This is a genomic window from Asaia sp. A2 (assembly GCF_057319415.1).
The window spans coordinates 40,051-55,761 of the sequence record NZ_JBXWTO010000010.1; the positions used below are offsets into that span (position 1 = coordinate 40,051).

Sequence of the window (15,711 nt, forward strand, 5' to 3'; positions counted from 1 at the left end):
ATATAGTGAGCGTGCGTTGGTAGCATCCTCACTACGTGTTATCGCATATAGTAATGACTATGGAAACGGTTTTTCCGCTTTTTGTTACGGAAGATGAAGAAAATGATGGGTCGATCACATGTCGTCATCGGGGTTGGCGTATGCGGCGTGCTGATGGCCGGGGGGGTCATAGCACCGGGAAGATATGAGATCATCGGCGCAGTTTTTGGCAGTCTTGCGCCTGATGTTGATACGCCACACTCAGTTATGGGTAGAATGCTACCCTTTCTGGCTCATCCAATTTACCGCATCGTAGGGCATCGAACCGCCTCCCACTCTGCTATGGGCATTATGGCAGCACTGGCCGTCAGCGCGGGTCTGGAAACATGGCAAGCATACATGGGGTTGGCCTTCCTCTCTGGCTTTATCGCCCATATTGGTGCCGATCTGATTACCGTAGAGGGGTGTGCTATCTTCTATCCCCTGAGCCTAAAGCGGTACCGGGTTTGGCCTAATGTGAAGACGGGAGGCGGGGGAGAGAGCCTTGCTGTCCTCATCATAATGGCGATACTTGGCTTGCTGACCTACACCCTGAGCCCAGGCGTGTTTAGTCCATCTGTCTGGGGCACGGCTCTATTGGATCACCTGACGCTCGCGCACTCACGCTAATCGAGGCGGAAAAACTTGATGGAACCGCGTTAGTCCACTTCACGAAATGAAATATCCAATGCCCGTGGTTCGATTTTCTGTCCCAGGTCCGCAAGGCGCTTGCCGCCTAAAGCGGCCAAGACGGATACACAGAAGATCGCCAAAATCATCTGCTCGCCAGATACGACGATACCCTTAAACAAATGATTTGTGAAAGCACAGGACAAAAAGGTTATCACAGAGCCGATCGACAATGCACAGAACAAACAGCTCACTATTACAAAAGACAAGCCTCTTCCTATCACCCCCAAAAGAACGGCAGTCCACTTCACCAATACGATGTATCCCCGCAATCCGATCATAAATTGAGCGATTATCCAATTGTAGTCGATTTGCCTTTTCATTTTAGAACCCTTCCGGCTTCCATCTAGTGACCAAAACAGGTTGAATCTCTGCCTGAATATTCGCGACTGGGATCACACCAAAATAGCGTGAGTCATATGACCGAGGCGAATAGTTTGAGATAAGGAAGACTTCGCCAGCACTGATGAGGCGATCACCGGCAAAGGCCGGAATGAGGGGCCTACCTAAAGAGTCAACACGAGATAGCATTGTCCTCGACAGAAGTTGCCCATTTACATAAACGCCTGAGGCGCTGATGCGGACACGATCTCCCGGCAAGGCCGCAATCGACTTTATAACGGGCGCGAGCTTCCCCGGACAATGACCCGACAACAGATATCCACGTAATCGCGCTTGTGCAATTTGCGGGGAGAGGGGAAGGCAGGCAGAGACGAGCTTGCCCGGAGCAATTCTGGAGAGGGCAGTCTGACGCCAAAGGCCCAGAGGCTCGGACGGGGTTGCGTTGATACGGAAGCCTTGCAATCGCAGCGCCTCTCCCGAGCCACAAACCGTTAACCCGACACCTATGGCAATCAGAGCGTGTCTTGCCCGTATCGACATAAAATTCTCCGATGAGTTCGCCTTTGAAAACTAGGCGGCATAGGACAGCCAAAGAGGGCCTTCCTGTTATCATATAGAGTGCATCAATGAACATCTATATATAAGTGCGATTTTTGGTGCTGTTTTGTGCATCCATATACGCACCTATATATGGGCTTTCTAAAGTGCTTTTCTGAGCACTAATTTGCGCGTTCCATGATCCGTTGGATTGTCATTGGCGACACATCAAATCGGCGCGCTGCTTCAGCTCTTGTGAGCTGACCACGGGTGATTGACTCTACAATCATGACTGACTGCCCTGCACTAATTTTGCGAGGACGACCTAGCTTGGCGTTTCGTAGGCGCGCTTGCTCTAGTCCAGCCCGCGTGCGCTCCCGGATAAGTCCGAGTTCGTATTCAGCGACAGCACCCAGGACGTGTAGAATTAGCTTTCCATGTGGGCCTGTCGTATTGATTCCGGGCTCAGTCAGAGAGACTATGGAGGCTCCTTTTTCAGCAATTTGGTTGATCATGCTAATCACACTCACAAGAGAGCGTGCGAGCCTGTCCATTTTCCATACAATCACTTCGTCACCAGAGCGCAGATGATCGAGAAGAGCCGAGAAGCCAGGGCGGATCGCTCTGGCCCCGGAGATTGTATCGTTGAAAATTCTTTCGCAGCCTGCGGCTTCTAGAGCTGCGATCTGCATGGCGTGAGTCTGTTCCGAGCGTGAGACGCGCACATAGCCTATCTTCACTGTTGTTGCCTCATTTCAGCAAGACCGTGGCTTACGGTGCATCGTAACAACATCATCAGGATTTGCCGTGGGAGCCGCCGCAACAACCTGCTTCCAGTAGTCATCGGCAGAGCCGATAATTCCCTGTCGCTGCGCCAGCTCCAAGAAGGCGCGGGTTGTCACCACATCAATATCAGCATGTACGCCGTAATCACCAACCATGCGCGGCACACGCCCATTTTCATAGACGACCAGTACCGCTTGGTCCGTATGATCTACTTTGTCGCGTAGCCATTCTACAATCGCCAACTCCCCTGCCCCGCGCCAACGGAACGTGGGATCGGCCTGTCTGGACGCCAAGAAGGCGCGTCCAACATCGGTCCTCTCAATCAGAACCGGGGCGTTCGAGCCTAACGAGGCTCCCCTATCGAGCCAGTTTTGTATCTCTGCGGCTCCGGGTTTCTTGAGGTTGGCTGTTGCTTCAATCGCCACCATGTCAGTCACTACCACGCGGCCACCGACCTCATGGAGCAAATGCAAGGCGTTGGCTTGTGCCAAGTGTATGAGCGGCCCGGTATCAGGCACTATCACGTCAGGCTTTTCGATTTGAGCTGGCGCAAGCGACATAATTTCTTCCTCTAGCTTAATGCCATCTTTGCGACAGTTGAGAAATCGTCGCCTTCAGCATGACATGCCAATATATCATTGCCTTCCAGCGTATAGCTCCAGTTCTCGCCAAGTGCATTATCCATGTATCTCTTGACTTGATCGATCTTACCTTGCTGGTTGCTCACCCGGAAGCAATTGCAAAACGTTTTTCCTTTATATTTAGTCATTGGATTTCATGGCGTTGTCGCCCTCCTTCTCACGTTAGCACTCTTCAAATAAATACTCGTAAAGATTAATGTCACCTTCTACGAAATAGTGGGTTCAATGGTTTGCATATTTTATCATGCAAGAAGAACTGAACCAGAATTACAGCGGTCATCCAAACCATAATTAGTGTTATAGTAAGAAAAGGGTTGTCCAAATGCAGACTCGCAGTAACTGCCATCCCTGAAATCATTAATACCAAGGAAATCGGCGGGACTATACGTTCAAAGCGCTTCACCACTGCCGCCGAAGCCGCACATTGTAGCCCGTTTGGATACTCATACAGTTCGGGAGTCCCGGAGGATTTTGGCGCGGTGACATTTGCAGGATCACCGGATTTGCGTCCCAGGTAATCGCGGAAGGATGCCGCGGCATTTGGCTCCATGGCGTCGAGTGTTTGTTCAAGAAGGTCTGGCTTCAAAGCCGCCAACTCATGTGCCTTATCGATCCAGAGTTCGCTAGGCTTCTTTTTGTCGGCTGATTGTGCGTCTTTCATTTTCTATAGATCCCTGTACTTCTTGTTTATCCAAATGACATTACCTATCCAGAAAACAATCAGTAATGGTACAACGTTTAGTTCCTATTTAAGATGCGCACTTTGTGAGAACAATGGCTACGGTGAATATAATGAGTGTCGCCAAGGAAAATGGCAGCAAAAGCCAACAGTTCCCCATGAACTCTTTAATGTCGGGAATGGTCCGATAGACCAATTGATCCCTGATCGTTGTTCGATGCTTGATCGACGTGTTCTTTTCGCTTGACGGCTCGGACATGATGCAGCTCCATTCAATGGCCCACTCTTTAGTTGGGACCCATGAGATTAATATACTCGGCCTCGCCCTTCCGAAAACGGTGGTTTATGATAGGGGCTTGCCTCACCCCAAATGCCTTAGCTCTGATGTATCATAAACCACTTTCAAAATGAAATCTTTATGAAGGTGTTTTATGAAGGTATTGAGTCAGATCATTCCGTAGTGCCGCGTCTAGCTTGGCCGTGTCGGTCTGGGTTTCGCCCGGTTGAGCGGTGTCCGACTTGGCCGCGTCAGTCTGGGTCTCGCCCGGTTGAGCGGTGTCCGGCTTGGCCGCGTCAGTCTGGGTCTCGCCCGGTTGAGCGGTGTCCGGCTTGGCCGCGTCAGTCTGGGTCTCGTCCGGCTGAGCGGTGTCCGGCTTGGCCGCGTCAGTCTGGGTCTCGCCCGGTTGAGCGGTGTCCGGCTTGGCCGCGTCAGTCTGGGTCTCGTCCGGCTGAGCGGTGTCCGGCTTGGCCGCGTTCGGCTGAGCCGCGTTCGGCTGAGCTGGTGTCGGCTGAGCTGGGGTCGGCTGAGCTGCGTTCGGCTTTGTAGCGCGCCTATTTCTAAATGACGGCTCTAGCCAACACGCTAGAGTTGGAACGAAAACGAGTAATACCGAAATAATAGCATATGGAATGAGGTAGTATTCCTGACCCAATAGTATTTTCTTAGCGGTTTCGTCATGTGTGTTTTTGGCTGCAATGGGACATATGATCGCAAAAGCGACCGCGAGAGCGAGATAGCTACCAGACAACGTGCGCCACATTGAAGGGAGTTCTTCCCAAAAAAAACCATCTGCTTTGGTGTCGTAACCATATCTCTTTGCCAATAGACCGATAAATCCAGCAAGCAACGCGGCCACAGTGGCTTCTAATTCTATCTCGAATATTTTGGAATCGGGCTTTCCATATAACTCTACCAAAGAGTCCAGTGTCTCTTTCGTAATTCCGTATTGGGAGTAAAAAAGCCCGCCGATTATGCCACAAATAGTAAATACAAGGGCGTAGTAAACAGACTTTGAGACTGACGTGCTCAGCTCATCGTTTTTTTTTTGGACATGCACATTTCTCCGCTATCGTTTCACAGAATTGGTGATATCGTTCATCGGGTCTGGATCGGTTTCCAAGCTCTTTTCCGATCCAGACCCTACGGACATTACGCGTCTGACAGTCTATTCAAACAGATTGGCGAATGAGACGGCAAGGCGTTGCGTCAACACCGGCATCGCTTCCTCAAGACGCAAATTCACTTTATCCGCATAGGCGATATCTCGGATCGAGTATTTCTTGAAGTCGGATTCTTCGTCGAAATCCTGAGTGCGAACATTTGCGTTACTGTCGCCAGAATATGCTGTTCCCGAGGTCTGGTAGGTTGCTTCCGATGCCCCCTGCTGAACACGAGTGCTGCCTGTGCCCCTGTGTGTGTGTGTGTGCTGATGCACCTTGCCACCACTCGCCGGACGCTCGGACAGTTGGATATCCACGGTGATAGCGTAGGTCACGTCCTGATAAGCATAGTTCACAATAGCAGATGCCGCTGCGAGCCCCAGGCCGACCCCCAACCCGGCTCCGGCATTGTCGGTCAGACCACCGACCAATCCCCCAGACGCAGCACCAATCGCCAAGGATTCTAAAGGCTGGCCGTAGTTACTGGACAACAAAGCTGAAGATTGCTCTTTCGTGAGCTTGCCTGCCTGCAACACATTGGCTTGGAGCAGGTAATGAGCTGATGTTGCATCAGGTACCACCGTATAACCGCGCTGTTGCAGCGCTGCCGCCAGGGCGGCGCGAATATCAAGATCGGGATAATCCGATGTGTTCCTGATGCCGAGATATACGGTTTTCTGCGCTGAGCTAACGGGGTCCAAAAACACTGTCTCGGACATATGAGTATGCACATTAAGCTGTCCATGATTGGACACAGCTTCCAGGCCACTGCAACCCGCGAGGAATACCATTGGCGCGCACAGGATTGCGCTGCGTGATGCGAGAGCCTTGATCATATCATTCCCTTGAAACTGGCGCGATCTGCGCCGACACAGTTTGTATCACAAGTCTTCTTGGCGTTACAGTTTGGGCCAACTCTGCTCCCGCCCTGACGCCCCTTGTGAAAAAGGTTCATTAAGCGCCAAGAACGGATTGGACCCTCCTAAATAATGGCCTCTTCCTATCTGATATGGATATTAGGCCATTTATCTATTTCAGAACTGAATTGGCTTTTTCAGCTTTGCTTGCGCTGATATCGTTCAAATCATCTGATGAAGCGCCTTGAGAAACAGTTGCGTTCCCTGTGGAAATAGTAGCTCTTCCGTTCGTCGCTTCTCGCGACACATTATCAAGGCTGATGGTCCCGGACTCAGCAGGCGGAAGCGGCGTCACGGCCTTTTCATGAATTACCTGTGCGGAAGGAGCAGAGACAAGCGGCGCATCAACCACCATGTTCGGGTCAGCATTGGGGGAGGCATTCACGCCAGGAAGAAGCTGCGTCGTCCCTTCGGTATTACCTGTTGGCGCTGAAAGCGAGACCGGTTGGCCATAAGCCACCTCATCCAAAATCTTATGATCCTGCTCATGTGTGCTGGTCGGATCAGTATCGTAGAGATCGACAAGGTGATCATTCGAGCCATAGCAGAACAGAACTGTGTGTTGTTGCGGCCTCGTTCCAGCCTTAACCGGAGCCCAAATCACCTGCGCCAACCCGAGCGTGGCAACACTGGTCAGCACCTCGCCCGCTTTGAGCGGCGGCGCGACCGCCGGAGGTCAGGCCAGAGGTGTAGATACGGTAAATGTCGCACGGGCGTCCGTCCTTATGAATCATCCCATCGGCTCGACCGAGCGTACTGACAACTCCAAAGCGGTCCGTGTCCTTGGTGAATTGGCCCAACATTACGGGTTCCGGGGGCGGTGTGCTCCCACCACCACATGCGGTCAGAAGGACCGATGATGCCGCAAGAGCCGGATACAATATTCTCTGAAGTTTCACGGTGATACATCCCATCCATTCGTGATGTATCAAAATATATCGTGTGTATGATATCCGGTCAATATCATACACACGAAAAACTCAATTGACGGGCAAGTTTTATCGGATTACCGGGAGGTATGGGACGCAAAAAGCAATGGACCGAACGCCTACAACTAACGCTGCCTTCTGGGGCGAAAGAGCGTATTGATTCCGTTCTTCATGAGGGAGAGGATCGCAATGCAATGGTACGTCAGGCGATTGAAGCGGAGATCAAAAAGAGAACCAAGCGCCTGATGAAGACAAAAGCCATCAGCAATTACGAAGGCGAACAATCAAACGACTAGGGTACCGCGCCCCAAGTCGCTTGAATCGCGGCAACCCACTCAGCATTCGCCGCCCACCCAGGACAAGTTTCGAGATATTTCAAGCGAAGTGCGGCAGTGGAAATCGGATCGTAGGTAATATGAAATACGATCATCGAGAAATAAACATCAATGGCGGGCTGGCAGGTTGGGGGTGGCGTACCATTGCCGACAAGTCCAGACATACACATCAGGACTGTGCAAGGGTCGGCAGCTCGGGCGCTTGATGGAACAATCAGCCCACCTATTACCAGCGATACCAGAGTAGCCTTGGCGTAAACCGCGCATCCTCTTTTCATATTCTCACTCGTCATCGGTTGTGTGGAGAGACCCATTTCCAAACTGGTCCTGATATTCTGGTAGAACCATGTCTTTTTTGACCATGACGTTAAACTCGTATCCCGGTCGGATGGTTATTGTTGGAGGTATTTGCAAACCTCTTCTCGCTATCTCCATCCCCAGCTCGCCGGTCTGTTGCCCAAGCTGTGCAGCGATAATCTGTTGAGCATTGTAACCACCGTAGCCCGAACTTGAACTCCCGCCGAATGTATTGCTGTTCTGAGACAACTGAAGCGCTGAGCCAAAAGCTGCCGCCATCAGCGCGTTACCCATGATTTTCCACCAATGACTATTTACCCGGTCTGCAAATCCGGCGTTCCCGGAAACGTCAGCGCCTTCCATTCCGCCAAGATCGACTGAACTCTGATCGGGGAAGATGATCCGCGTAAACACAACGTCTATACGGGACTGCCCATACCCGACCTGACTATTGAATTCGCCTATAACCCATGCACCTTGAGGAATGAGCACCTTTTGCCCGGTCGCGCTATCGTAAACGTTTTGGCGCACCTGTGCCTTGAGCATACCGGCCTTATCACTGTTAATCCCGCCAATCAGGGTAGCCGGAATCGCCGTACCTTCTTTGACTTCCAGCGCGTTGCGCGCACCCGTGCGGTATGCTGCCAAATAATCCGTATCGACCGGTTTCGAAGCAGCCCCACTGGTTCTACCCTCTGTCACACTTGCGGCAGGGAGGGGTTCGCTCGTCTTGACGCCCGTATCTTCGGTAAGGGCGCTTGCAAGCTGTTGCACGCGCTGCTGATGAAGCAAGGCCATATCCTGATGATATTGCTGCCACTCTTGAGCATATGGATTAGGGGGATCAGCCCGCGTCATTGCTGGCGGCGGTGGAGCTGCGACCGAGGGCTTGGCAGAGGGTGGCTTTGGCGTGCCGTCAGGTAGGATGATCTGACCAGGTGTAGGATGGCGTAGAAGCTGGGTCGGTGCATCTGAAGACGCGATTTCTTGCGCTTCTGGGACCGTTGTTGCCGTTTTATGGACGCTCTTTTGGTGGGCCGTATAAAGCACCGTTACCAAGATCACGCTTGCGACCGCGCCACCGATAATGATGGGCACACGGTTAACCTGTTTGACGCCTTGCCCGCGCCTTGGAGGCCGAGAAATTGTATCAAGGCCGCTTGGGGTCTGGTTGGGGTCTAATCTATCGTTGTTCATGATTACCCCTCACAGATTAAGCGCGGTCAGCGGACCGATGGGCGCAATGACGCCTGATTGTGCAGGGCCATAGAAGCGTCCGGCCCTGATTTCATCAATCGAAACCCTGACAGTTGTACCGATATCTCCTTGGTCGATAAGGTAGCGCAGCTCGTGCGCCCCGTAGGGCCGAACGCTAGAAGATGGCGCTATGGCAAAGCCTCGTCTGCGCAAGTCAGCTTCAATCGCTTCTGCAAACCATCTGCTACCATTCTGCGCTGGCCGGACCCAAATGGTAGCCTTCCCAGGAGGCAGAATGGACGCAGCGAACGCCGTTATATCTGCCGAGGCGACATTGACCACATGAGGATCGATATTATAGCTCACATAGGAAGCTGAAGGGTCTATCCCGGAGCATGAGCATAGCAAGAATATGGAGACTAAGGCTGAGCAGGTTTTCTTATTCACTGTTATTATCCTTTGTGAACAATAACAACACGTTCCTGACTTCCTCCGACTCCCGTTATTAGCTCAGCCCTATCAAATACCTTATCAACAACATAAGCGTCTCCTTCTTTTCTATAGTTCACCAACTGTTTTGTGGGGCTGCTGAACCAAGTTCCGTCATGCGCCAGTGTCAAGAGACTAGGTGCATCTGATGAACGCATAGCATTCGGAAATTGAATGTATGTATGTACCCCGTCATTATAGACACGCATTGGTCTCCATGAGGGACTATCACCCGAAATAACATATCCGAAGTCCAGATTTGCTATATTTTTGCCCGTAGGAAGCGTGTTGTTTTCCTTTATCTTGTTTTGCTGGTCGTAATACTCCGCCCAAGCTGCCTTTTCCTCGTCTGGGTACGAGAATTCAGAAATAGCCATTGACCTAGACTCAGACTGAACGGACACGAGCCTTATGGAATAGACTCTCTTGTTAGTCATGATTGCAAGCGTAGTTCTGAGTCCCGCATCTGTTGGCTTAATTACCAAGACGGTTTGGTTACTTCCCGCAATGGTTGGCGTGATTCTCCATCGAGCGCCATCACCAATCTGCAAGCCATGCTGCAAGACGCTTTCACCCACCTGAAGTCTTAGCAGGCAAATCGTAAGTGGTGCGCAGACGATTGATGGCTGTGTCGCGCCATAAGAGAAAACCACGGCACCGTCTGAGCCAGTCGAAGGCATAGACCGCGCATTGCGCCAATGCGTCGTGATATTGCTTCCTGCGGTCTCCTTATCGGTCAAGGGCACCGGGTTCTGATTGATCGGATTTATAACCGGAGGGGGCGTAATGGAGAACGCAGCGCCCGACGCAGGATTTATAGACGGCCCGCCAGTTGAGAGCGGTTGCGGCGCTTGAGTTGGCGTAAGACCCGGTACCGACTGACTCGTTGGCGGATTGACGAGAGCATATGGCGGCGTTGCCCCACCCCCGATTGGCGGTACTGTTACCTGCGCCATAGCAAATCCCGGCAGCGCAAGCACAGGAATGAGACCCGAAAGGGCGAGTTTATCTCGCATGATTGGCTCCAATTGCCATGTTAGGACTGCTTCGCCCACGAGTAGTTTGTAATGAGTAATCCAATGGGATTAACGGCGCTTCTGGGATCGTCCAGATGCACGGCGGAACGGCTATAAGTGATATTTGCCGTCCAATGGGCTGGCGGTATGACCGTACCATCGGCGTTAGTTTGAGTTTCATCCCATGTGACCGTCCAGGTATGTGATTGAGTCACATTTCCGACCGGCAGGGCGTTGAGATTGGTGATATCAACCGTTGCGCGGGTAGCGAACTCGAACGGCTGGCGCGTGGAATACCAATCTGTCAGGGTGCGGTATGCAGGCGACCCCCTACTGATAAAGCAATAGACGCTATCGATATTATGCCGCTCAGCATGGGGATCAGCTATGATCGATCGCGCATTGCGCACCCATGTCTCAAGCGCTCCCTTGATGATCAAAGGATTGTCGGCGCTCGCCGGAGACGGCACCCCTTCAAATTTGGTCTGCCCCAGGCGGTCAACTGAAACGATATAAGGCGTCGTTTCCGCCTTATTTGCCAAGTGCCAGTTTTCCGCAATGAGCAGAACAGAGACGAATAGAGAGCCCACAGCCACAAATCGCCAATTCCGTGCCGCAGCGACATAGCCACCGTAACGCGAAGCATATTCTTCTCGCGCATGGAGATACGGATTGTCCGCTTTTGAAGGCGGACGTTTCGAAGCGTCACTGTTTTTCATAAATGCACCGTTATCGTATTCGATAATGAATGACACGAAAAAAAAGAGCAAAACAAGCCTTGACGACCTGCTTTGCCCCAAATTTAGCTTATGCTTCCCGACCGGCTGCTATTTTCTGTCTGTTCTTGCGGTGGCGGGGGTGGAGGCGGTGCATTCTGCTTTATATACGCCGCCATACGGCCACCCATTGTCCCGCCCTTGATACCAGTCCCTGTCAGCCTGCCCCATGCCTCATCCCGTACACCTTGAGCCAAAGCATGTCCGATACGACCCAAGGCTTGGCCAGCCTGATTTGCGGATGAAGGTTGCGGCTGTGGCGTCCCTCCCAACCGAGCAGCCCCTCCGGCACCGGCGCCAGATGCTGCCTGTCCTGAGGCTCCCAAGGCTGCTTCGCCGCCAGCACTAGCACCAGCTCCAACGGAAGCCGCTGCGCCAACTGCTGCGCCGATACCTGTGGCTGCCAATGCTGCACCAGCTCCTGCCTGCGTTACCGCTTTGATCCCATCTGCTGCCGTCGAGCCCGTGGCTGCACCCGCTATGAATTGGGACGCCATGTTAGGTAGGTGGTATGTAAGCAATACAAATATGATTGACCCTGCAAGAGCCTCAAATACAGCAAGATTGTTATCATACGCTTTCGTTGACCACGATCTTATTATTTGCCATCCAATAGATATTATTATTTCTATGATAAAAATCTTTGTTCCTACGCTCATGGCAAGGATGAGGTTTTTGTTTGCAAAGTCTCTCGTCCATTCGGACCCACCAAATCCCATGAGGATTACGCCCGCCGAGATCAGCACATACATTTCACAAAGCGCCAAGATTAAGAGCGCGGAAATCCATGCAAACGCTACGATGATAACAATGCAGGCAATCGAATAAAGCGTGGCATCGAATGGATGAAAGGCAGATGAGTGTTGCGATATTGCGTTGGCAATAGACTCACCCGCAGCAAATACACCTGTAGGGTTTATCTTGGCGTTTGACCCGGCTTGCCTGAAACTATCCACTATATCCAGAGAGAACTTATAGCTGTTCTCCATGAACCATGCGTATATCCCAATGAATATTGTCTGCCTAACAATATGTGCAGACCATTCCATCATCTCGCCACCCTGCAAAGCGAGCTTGATACTTCCGCCAACAAACTGCAATGCAGCGAGAGACCAGAATAAGGTTCTTGCATACTGAAGCAGGCTGGCGGCAGTGCTGGCGCTGGCTGACTTATATGGCTGGACGATACTATCTATCAGTCCGTCCGCGTAAGCATTTGGGATTTCCGTTACTGCTATCGCGATTACGGTCAGAATAATCGTCTTTCTTAGATGAGGTATCAATACCGTCCTCCCGCGTCGGTATTTATGCTCTTAGGATCGACCGTATGTATTTCTTCGGCTTTCTCCGAACGTGCGACGTGTTTGTTTCCGTCCAAATCCTTTGAAATCAAGAATACACCTACACCGGCAATCACGACTATAATTGCCAATATGATTCGTGCCTTGATCATGGCCTAATACTGATCCCCCGCGTCAACATTAATAGATGATTGGTCAACCAGCATCGCATTATGGGCTTGGTCGGCAGCGTTCTCACGATCATTTTCTATTGCCGCCTGTGTGGCCAACTGCTGTGCTATCGCGCCCTCAATCTGGTTCACCTTAATCAGAGCTTGAGCGATCTGTGCTTGGAGCTGGTTCGAAATCTGCACCGCACCATGTGTTCCTACAGTCGTGGCGATCTGCCCTTGAATCGACTGGACGCTTTGTGCATCTGATTGGTTTTGAGATTGGATGCTCGAAAGCAGGCTCTTGAGTGTTGATAACTGACTACTCATTGTCTGGGCATCATTCGATAGTGTCTGTGGCAGGCTGTTGAGCTGTTGCGCCTTCCCAAGACCTGATTGAAGCCGGTTCAGCACGCCGTCCAGATTGCCGCTGGTGAGCCCTTGGAGGCTACTTAGGTTGGTGATCTGCTTGACGCCTTGAATATCCGACATGACAACGCTTTTTACCGTCTCAATCTCAGCGGCCATGCTGCGGAGCTGCGTGATCCAGCGCGTAGCTTCGCTGACTTCTTGAGTACAGGTGGGGCAGACAGTCATAATCTGCGCTTGGGCGGACGAGGACATGCCGAGACACAAAATCGACGTGGATGCCGTTAGGGCAATGAGTAAGCCATACCTCATCGAGATTCGTCCTCCCTATCGAGCACCGAATATACTTCCTCTAGTATCCCTGAGCATTTCCGCCGCCTCGTCCAGGCGAGGGGCCATTTATCACCATGCTCGACGCGCAATTTTTTGATCTCTGATATGTTTTCGAGCGATCCAGCTCCGACGAAGGAAAGTGTCAGTTCACCAAGCCCCAAGTCAATGAGTCTCTTACCGTCAGGAGAACTAACGTAGTATTGCCTCTGGCGCTCCGCCGTACTGACAATATCAAGTTCGGTATCCGTGAAACCAAAACTTCTATAAATATCTGCTATTGCTGGGTTTTTTGCTTCAGGATTTGGAAGGAATACCTTTGTAGGGCATGACTCAACGAGAACCGACATAAGACCTGAATTAATCGCATCTGAAAGACTTTGCGTAGCAAAGACGACAATGCAATTCGCTTTTGCGAGAACCCGGAGCCATTCCTCTACTTTAGCACGCATGGTAGCGTCTTTTAAGAATACCCACCCTTCATCAATGATGAGCATTGCGGGCTGCCCATTGAGCGAGCAAATGAACCTCTGGATGATATAGGTCATCACGGGCAGGAATATTGCGTTTTCCATGCTCATCAAATGCTGTATCTCGAACACGCGGAGCTGAGCATCATCAAGGCCATCCATCTGAGCATCAAGGATGTGCCCCCCAGGACCCGAAAGCGTGTAGTAATTCATGATTTCGCGGATGCCGCGGTCTTGGACGGCCCCGCAGAATTCAGTGATAGACCGAGCATCCTGAGGTGCCTCGCTAAGCTGATTGACTGCACGCTCAATCGCTAAAGCCTCATCTGGCGTTGGCCCCGAGCCCCGTCTTAACATGACGCATTGGCTCACCCACTCGATTGCCCAAAGCCGGTCCGCAACCGTGTCAAGATGAGAAAGTGGCGCGAATGCAAGACGTTCCTCGTCCGACCCCAGCTCGTAATGACGGGCGTTGTATTTCGGACCTATCGCGTGCGTTAACGCATAGAGGGAGTTTCCTTTGTCGAAGGCCGTGACGCGCGCGCCCTGATACCGTAGGAATTGCGCCAAGCAGAGTGCAAGGAACGTTGATTTACCGGATCGTGTTGGCCCCAAGACAAGCGAATGTCCGAGCTGACCGACGTGAAAATTGAACCGGAACGGGGTTGAGCCGGTTGTAGCCGCCAAAAATAGCGGTGGGGATGCCGGAGGATAGAAATCGCACGGATTAAACTCGCGACCGGGCCAGATCGATGCGAGCGGCAACATATCTGCTAGGTTCAGCGTGTGTACCACGGGACGGCGAACGTTTTTGTCGGTGTGTCCAGGCAAAGACCCAAGGAAAGCCTCGACAGAATTCACCGTCTCAATTCGGCTTCGCACTCCGCTGCGTTTGAGAATGTTGACGATACTCGTGGCCGAATTCTCGACCTCTTCGCGGTCCTTGCCCATGAGAATGATGACCGGCGTATAGTACCCATAAGTCACAAGACCGCCTTCAGCCTGAGCCAAAGCCTGTTGTGCCTCTGACGCCATTAACAATGCGTCCTCGTTCACCGGGCCTGTGCGGGTCTTGAAGACTTGCGAGAAGAAGCCCCGTTCTTTCATCTTCCACGATTTTCGAAATGTGTTCAGCTCGGCCACCGATTGATGCGTATCGAGGTAGATGAACCTGCTAGACCAGCGAAACGAGATCGCCATACCTTCCAAACTGTTCAAAAGCCCAGGATAACTTTCGGCTGGAAAACCTTCTAAGGCGACAGAATAGATATAATTCTGTCCAATTCTGGGAGTTATGCCCGGCCAAAGCTCTTCGCTGCAAATATACGTGTCCATATACGCGCCAAAAGGCGGTACATTAACCGGAGACGTATCGCCGGTAAGACAGAACGATAGGTAATTTACGAGTTCGTCTCTGAATACGGTACGGCCTCCATAAATGCTTGTCTCATAGCTCCTCAATCTGTTCATTCTCAGAACAGATAAAGAGCCCTCTATTTCCTGAAGGCTTTGCTTGAAACGTTCGATCAGCTTCTTTCCGGGGTTATCTTCCTTGGAGTCGTCGCTATAAATATAATCCACCACCTTTAGGTTTCTTCTTAGAGGCGGCTTGTATTGAACTATAATTACCTGCTCAGATATATATAGAGTTCCGTTTTCCTCAAATTGTCGTCTTCTTTCTTCATCTATAGCGTAGGATACGGGATCATTGAAGAATGAGTCTTCCTGCGCAGGATAGTGCGGGGCAGGCACACGAGCGGAATCAACCCATGAAGCCCACCCGCTTCCCAAGCGAGCAAGCGCCGCATTGACGATACTGGTTTGGTAATTTCGCTCTGCCGGACTGGCGGCCCCCATATCCTCACCTTTGTAGGACCATCCCGCCAGCAATGACCCATCCTCGCATTGCACTATCCCATCGTCCACAAGGGCTGCCCAAGCAAGCAGGTCAGCAAGACCTTTCGCTTTGCTGCGAAATTCCTGTAGTTTTAGCATGTTGGACA

At 51.6% G+C, this 15,711-nt stretch carries 17 protein-coding genes; 2 read left to right on the forward strand and 15 right to left on the reverse strand.

The features are described from left to right. Positions 1 to 93: 93 nt before the first annotated feature. Complete coding sequence (locus ACWNRM_RS09980; RefSeq protein WP_485170682.1) at positions 94 to 648, forward strand: metal-dependent hydrolase; 555 nt, start codon at positions 94 to 96, stop codon at positions 646 to 648. Positions 649 to 677: 29 nt separating this feature from the next. On the opposite strand, the gene ACWNRM_RS09985 is transcribed toward ACWNRM_RS09980, so the two are convergent. The 8 genes from ACWNRM_RS09985 to ACWNRM_RS10020 form a co-directional block, all read right to left on the reverse strand. Next, a complete protein-coding gene (locus ACWNRM_RS09985; protein WP_485170681.1) occupies positions 678 to 1,031 on the reverse strand; it encodes a hypothetical protein in 354 nt (117 codons plus the stop codon). A 1-nt stretch (position 1,032) separates the two neighbouring features. Then, complete coding sequence (traF, locus tag ACWNRM_RS09990) at positions 1,033 to 1,590, reverse strand: conjugative transfer signal peptidase TraF (protein ID WP_485170680.1); 558 nt, start codon at positions 1,588 to 1,590, stop codon at positions 1,033 to 1,035. Between the two features lie 179 nt (positions 1,591 to 1,769). Further along, positions 1,770 to 2,327: a recombinase family protein gene (locus ACWNRM_RS09995; RefSeq protein WP_485172203.1), complete on the reverse strand. Its 558-nt coding sequence runs from the start codon at positions 2,325 to 2,327 to the stop codon at positions 1,770 to 1,772. Positions 2,328 to 2,342: 15 nt separating this feature from the next. Beyond that, positions 2,343 to 2,933 (reverse strand): PIN domain-containing protein, encoded by a 591-nt coding sequence (locus ACWNRM_RS10000; RefSeq protein WP_485170679.1) that lies wholly within the window; start codon positions 2,931 to 2,933, stop codon positions 2,343 to 2,345. A 280-nt stretch (positions 2,934 to 3,213) separates the two neighbouring features. Continuing rightward, on the reverse strand, positions 3,214 to 3,675 hold the full coding sequence (locus ACWNRM_RS10005; protein ID WP_485170678.1) for a hypothetical protein: 462 nt from the start codon (positions 3,673 to 3,675) through the stop codon (positions 3,214 to 3,216). A 434-nt stretch (positions 3,676 to 4,109) separates the two neighbouring features. After that, positions 4,110 to 5,030: a hypothetical protein gene (locus ACWNRM_RS10010; protein WP_485170677.1), complete on the reverse strand. Its 921-nt coding sequence runs from the start codon at positions 5,028 to 5,030 to the stop codon at positions 4,110 to 4,112. A gap of 108 nt (positions 5,031 to 5,138) precedes the next feature. Then, positions 5,139 to 5,969, reverse strand: a complete 831-nt coding sequence (gene traT, locus ACWNRM_RS10015) for a complement resistance protein TraT (RefSeq protein WP_485170676.1) — start codon at positions 5,967 to 5,969, stop codon at positions 5,139 to 5,141. Between the two features lie 193 nt (positions 5,970 to 6,162). Then, the gene (locus ACWNRM_RS10020; protein ID WP_485170675.1) at positions 6,163 to 6,690 is read right to left on the reverse strand and encodes a hypothetical protein; all 528 of its coding nucleotides are present in this window, start codon (positions 6,688 to 6,690) and stop codon (positions 6,163 to 6,165) included. Between the two features lie 378 nt (positions 6,691 to 7,068). Here ACWNRM_RS10020 and ACWNRM_RS10025 point away from each other — a divergent pair, with 378 nt between their 5' ends. Further along, positions 7,069 to 7,275: a YlcI/YnfO family protein gene (locus tag ACWNRM_RS10025; protein WP_485170674.1), complete on the forward strand. Its 207-nt coding sequence runs from the start codon at positions 7,069 to 7,071 to the stop codon at positions 7,273 to 7,275. Positions 7,276 to 7,596: 321 nt separating this feature from the next. On the opposite strand, the gene ACWNRM_RS10030 is transcribed toward ACWNRM_RS10025, so the two are convergent. The 7 genes from ACWNRM_RS10030 to ACWNRM_RS10060 form a co-directional block, all read right to left on the reverse strand. Further along, the gene (locus ACWNRM_RS10030; protein WP_485170673.1) at positions 7,597 to 8,808 is read right to left on the reverse strand and encodes a TraB/TrbI/VirB10 family type IV secretion system protein; all 1,212 of its coding nucleotides are present in this window, start codon (positions 8,806 to 8,808) and stop codon (positions 7,597 to 7,599) included. A 9-nt stretch (positions 8,809 to 8,817) separates the two neighbouring features. Beyond that, positions 8,818 to 9,255, reverse strand: coding sequence for a hypothetical protein (locus tag ACWNRM_RS10035; protein WP_485170672.1), 438 nt, complete (start codon positions 9,253 to 9,255; stop codon positions 8,818 to 8,820). Between the two features lie 5 nt (positions 9,256 to 9,260). Further along, positions 9,261 to 10,313, reverse strand: coding sequence for a P-type conjugative transfer protein TrbG (trbG, locus tag ACWNRM_RS10040; RefSeq protein WP_485170671.1), 1,053 nt, complete (start codon positions 10,311 to 10,313; stop codon positions 9,261 to 9,263). A 20-nt stretch (positions 10,314 to 10,333) separates the two neighbouring features. Beyond that, a complete protein-coding gene (locus ACWNRM_RS10045; protein WP_485170670.1) occupies positions 10,334 to 11,068 on the reverse strand; it encodes a VirB8/TrbF family protein in 735 nt (244 codons plus the stop codon). Positions 11,069 to 11,115: 47 nt separating this feature from the next. After that, positions 11,116 to 12,372, reverse strand: coding sequence for a P-type conjugative transfer protein TrbL (trbL, locus tag ACWNRM_RS10050; protein WP_485170669.1), 1,257 nt, complete (start codon positions 12,370 to 12,372; stop codon positions 11,116 to 11,118). Between the two features lie 173 nt (positions 12,373 to 12,545). Beyond that, positions 12,546 to 13,067 carry a hypothetical protein gene (locus ACWNRM_RS10055; RefSeq protein WP_485170668.1) on the reverse strand — a complete coding sequence of 174 codons (522 nt, stop codon included), beginning with the start codon at positions 13,065 to 13,067 and terminating at the stop codon, positions 12,546 to 12,548. Between the two features lie 149 nt (positions 13,068 to 13,216). After that, the gene (locus ACWNRM_RS10060) at positions 13,217 to 15,703 is read right to left on the reverse strand and encodes a VirB4 family type IV secretion/conjugal transfer ATPase (protein ID WP_485170667.1); all 2,487 of its coding nucleotides are present in this window, start codon (positions 15,701 to 15,703) and stop codon (positions 13,217 to 13,219) included. Positions 15,704 to 15,711 lie beyond the last annotated feature (8 nt).

Bases quoted from the DNA above. Each gene is read 5' to 3' on its own strand.
- ACWNRM_RS10030 (WP_485170673.1), bottom strand. From the start codon at position 8,808: ATGAACAACGATAGATTAGACCCCAACCAGACCCCAAGCGGCCTTGAT.
- ACWNRM_RS09980 (WP_485170682.1), top strand. From the start codon at position 94: ATGAAGAAAATGATGGGTCGATCACATGTCGTCATCGGGGTTGGCGTA.
- trbG (WP_485170671.1), bottom strand. From the start codon at position 10,313: ATGCGAGATAAACTCGCCCTTTCGGGTCTCATTCCTGTGCTTGCGCTG.
- ACWNRM_RS10025 (WP_485170674.1), top strand. From the start codon at position 7,069: ATGGGACGCAAAAAGCAATGGACCGAACGCCTACAACTAACGCTGCCT.
- traT (WP_485170676.1), bottom strand. From the start codon at position 5,969: ATGATCAAGGCTCTCGCATCACGCAGCGCAATCCTGTGCGCGCCAATG.
- ACWNRM_RS10055 (WP_485170668.1), bottom strand. From the start codon at position 13,067: ATGGCCGCTGAGATTGAGACGGTAAAAAGCGTTGTCATGTCGGATATT.
- ACWNRM_RS09985 (WP_485170681.1), bottom strand. From the start codon at position 1,031: ATGAAAAGGCAAATCGACTACAATTGGATAATCGCTCAATTTATGATC.
- traF (WP_485170680.1), bottom strand. From the start codon at position 1,590: ATGTCGATACGGGCAAGACACGCTCTGATTGCCATAGGTGTCGGGTTA.
- ACWNRM_RS10000 (WP_485170679.1), bottom strand. From the start codon at position 2,933: ATGTCGCTTGCGCCAGCTCAAATCGAAAAGCCTGACGTGATAGTGCCT.
- ACWNRM_RS10060 (WP_485170667.1), bottom strand. From the start codon at position 15,703: ATGCTAAAACTACAGGAATTTCGCAGCAAAGCGAAAGGTCTTGCTGAC.
- ACWNRM_RS10005 (WP_485170678.1), bottom strand. From the start codon at position 3,675: ATGAAAGACGCACAATCAGCCGACAAAAAGAAGCCTAGCGAACTCTGG.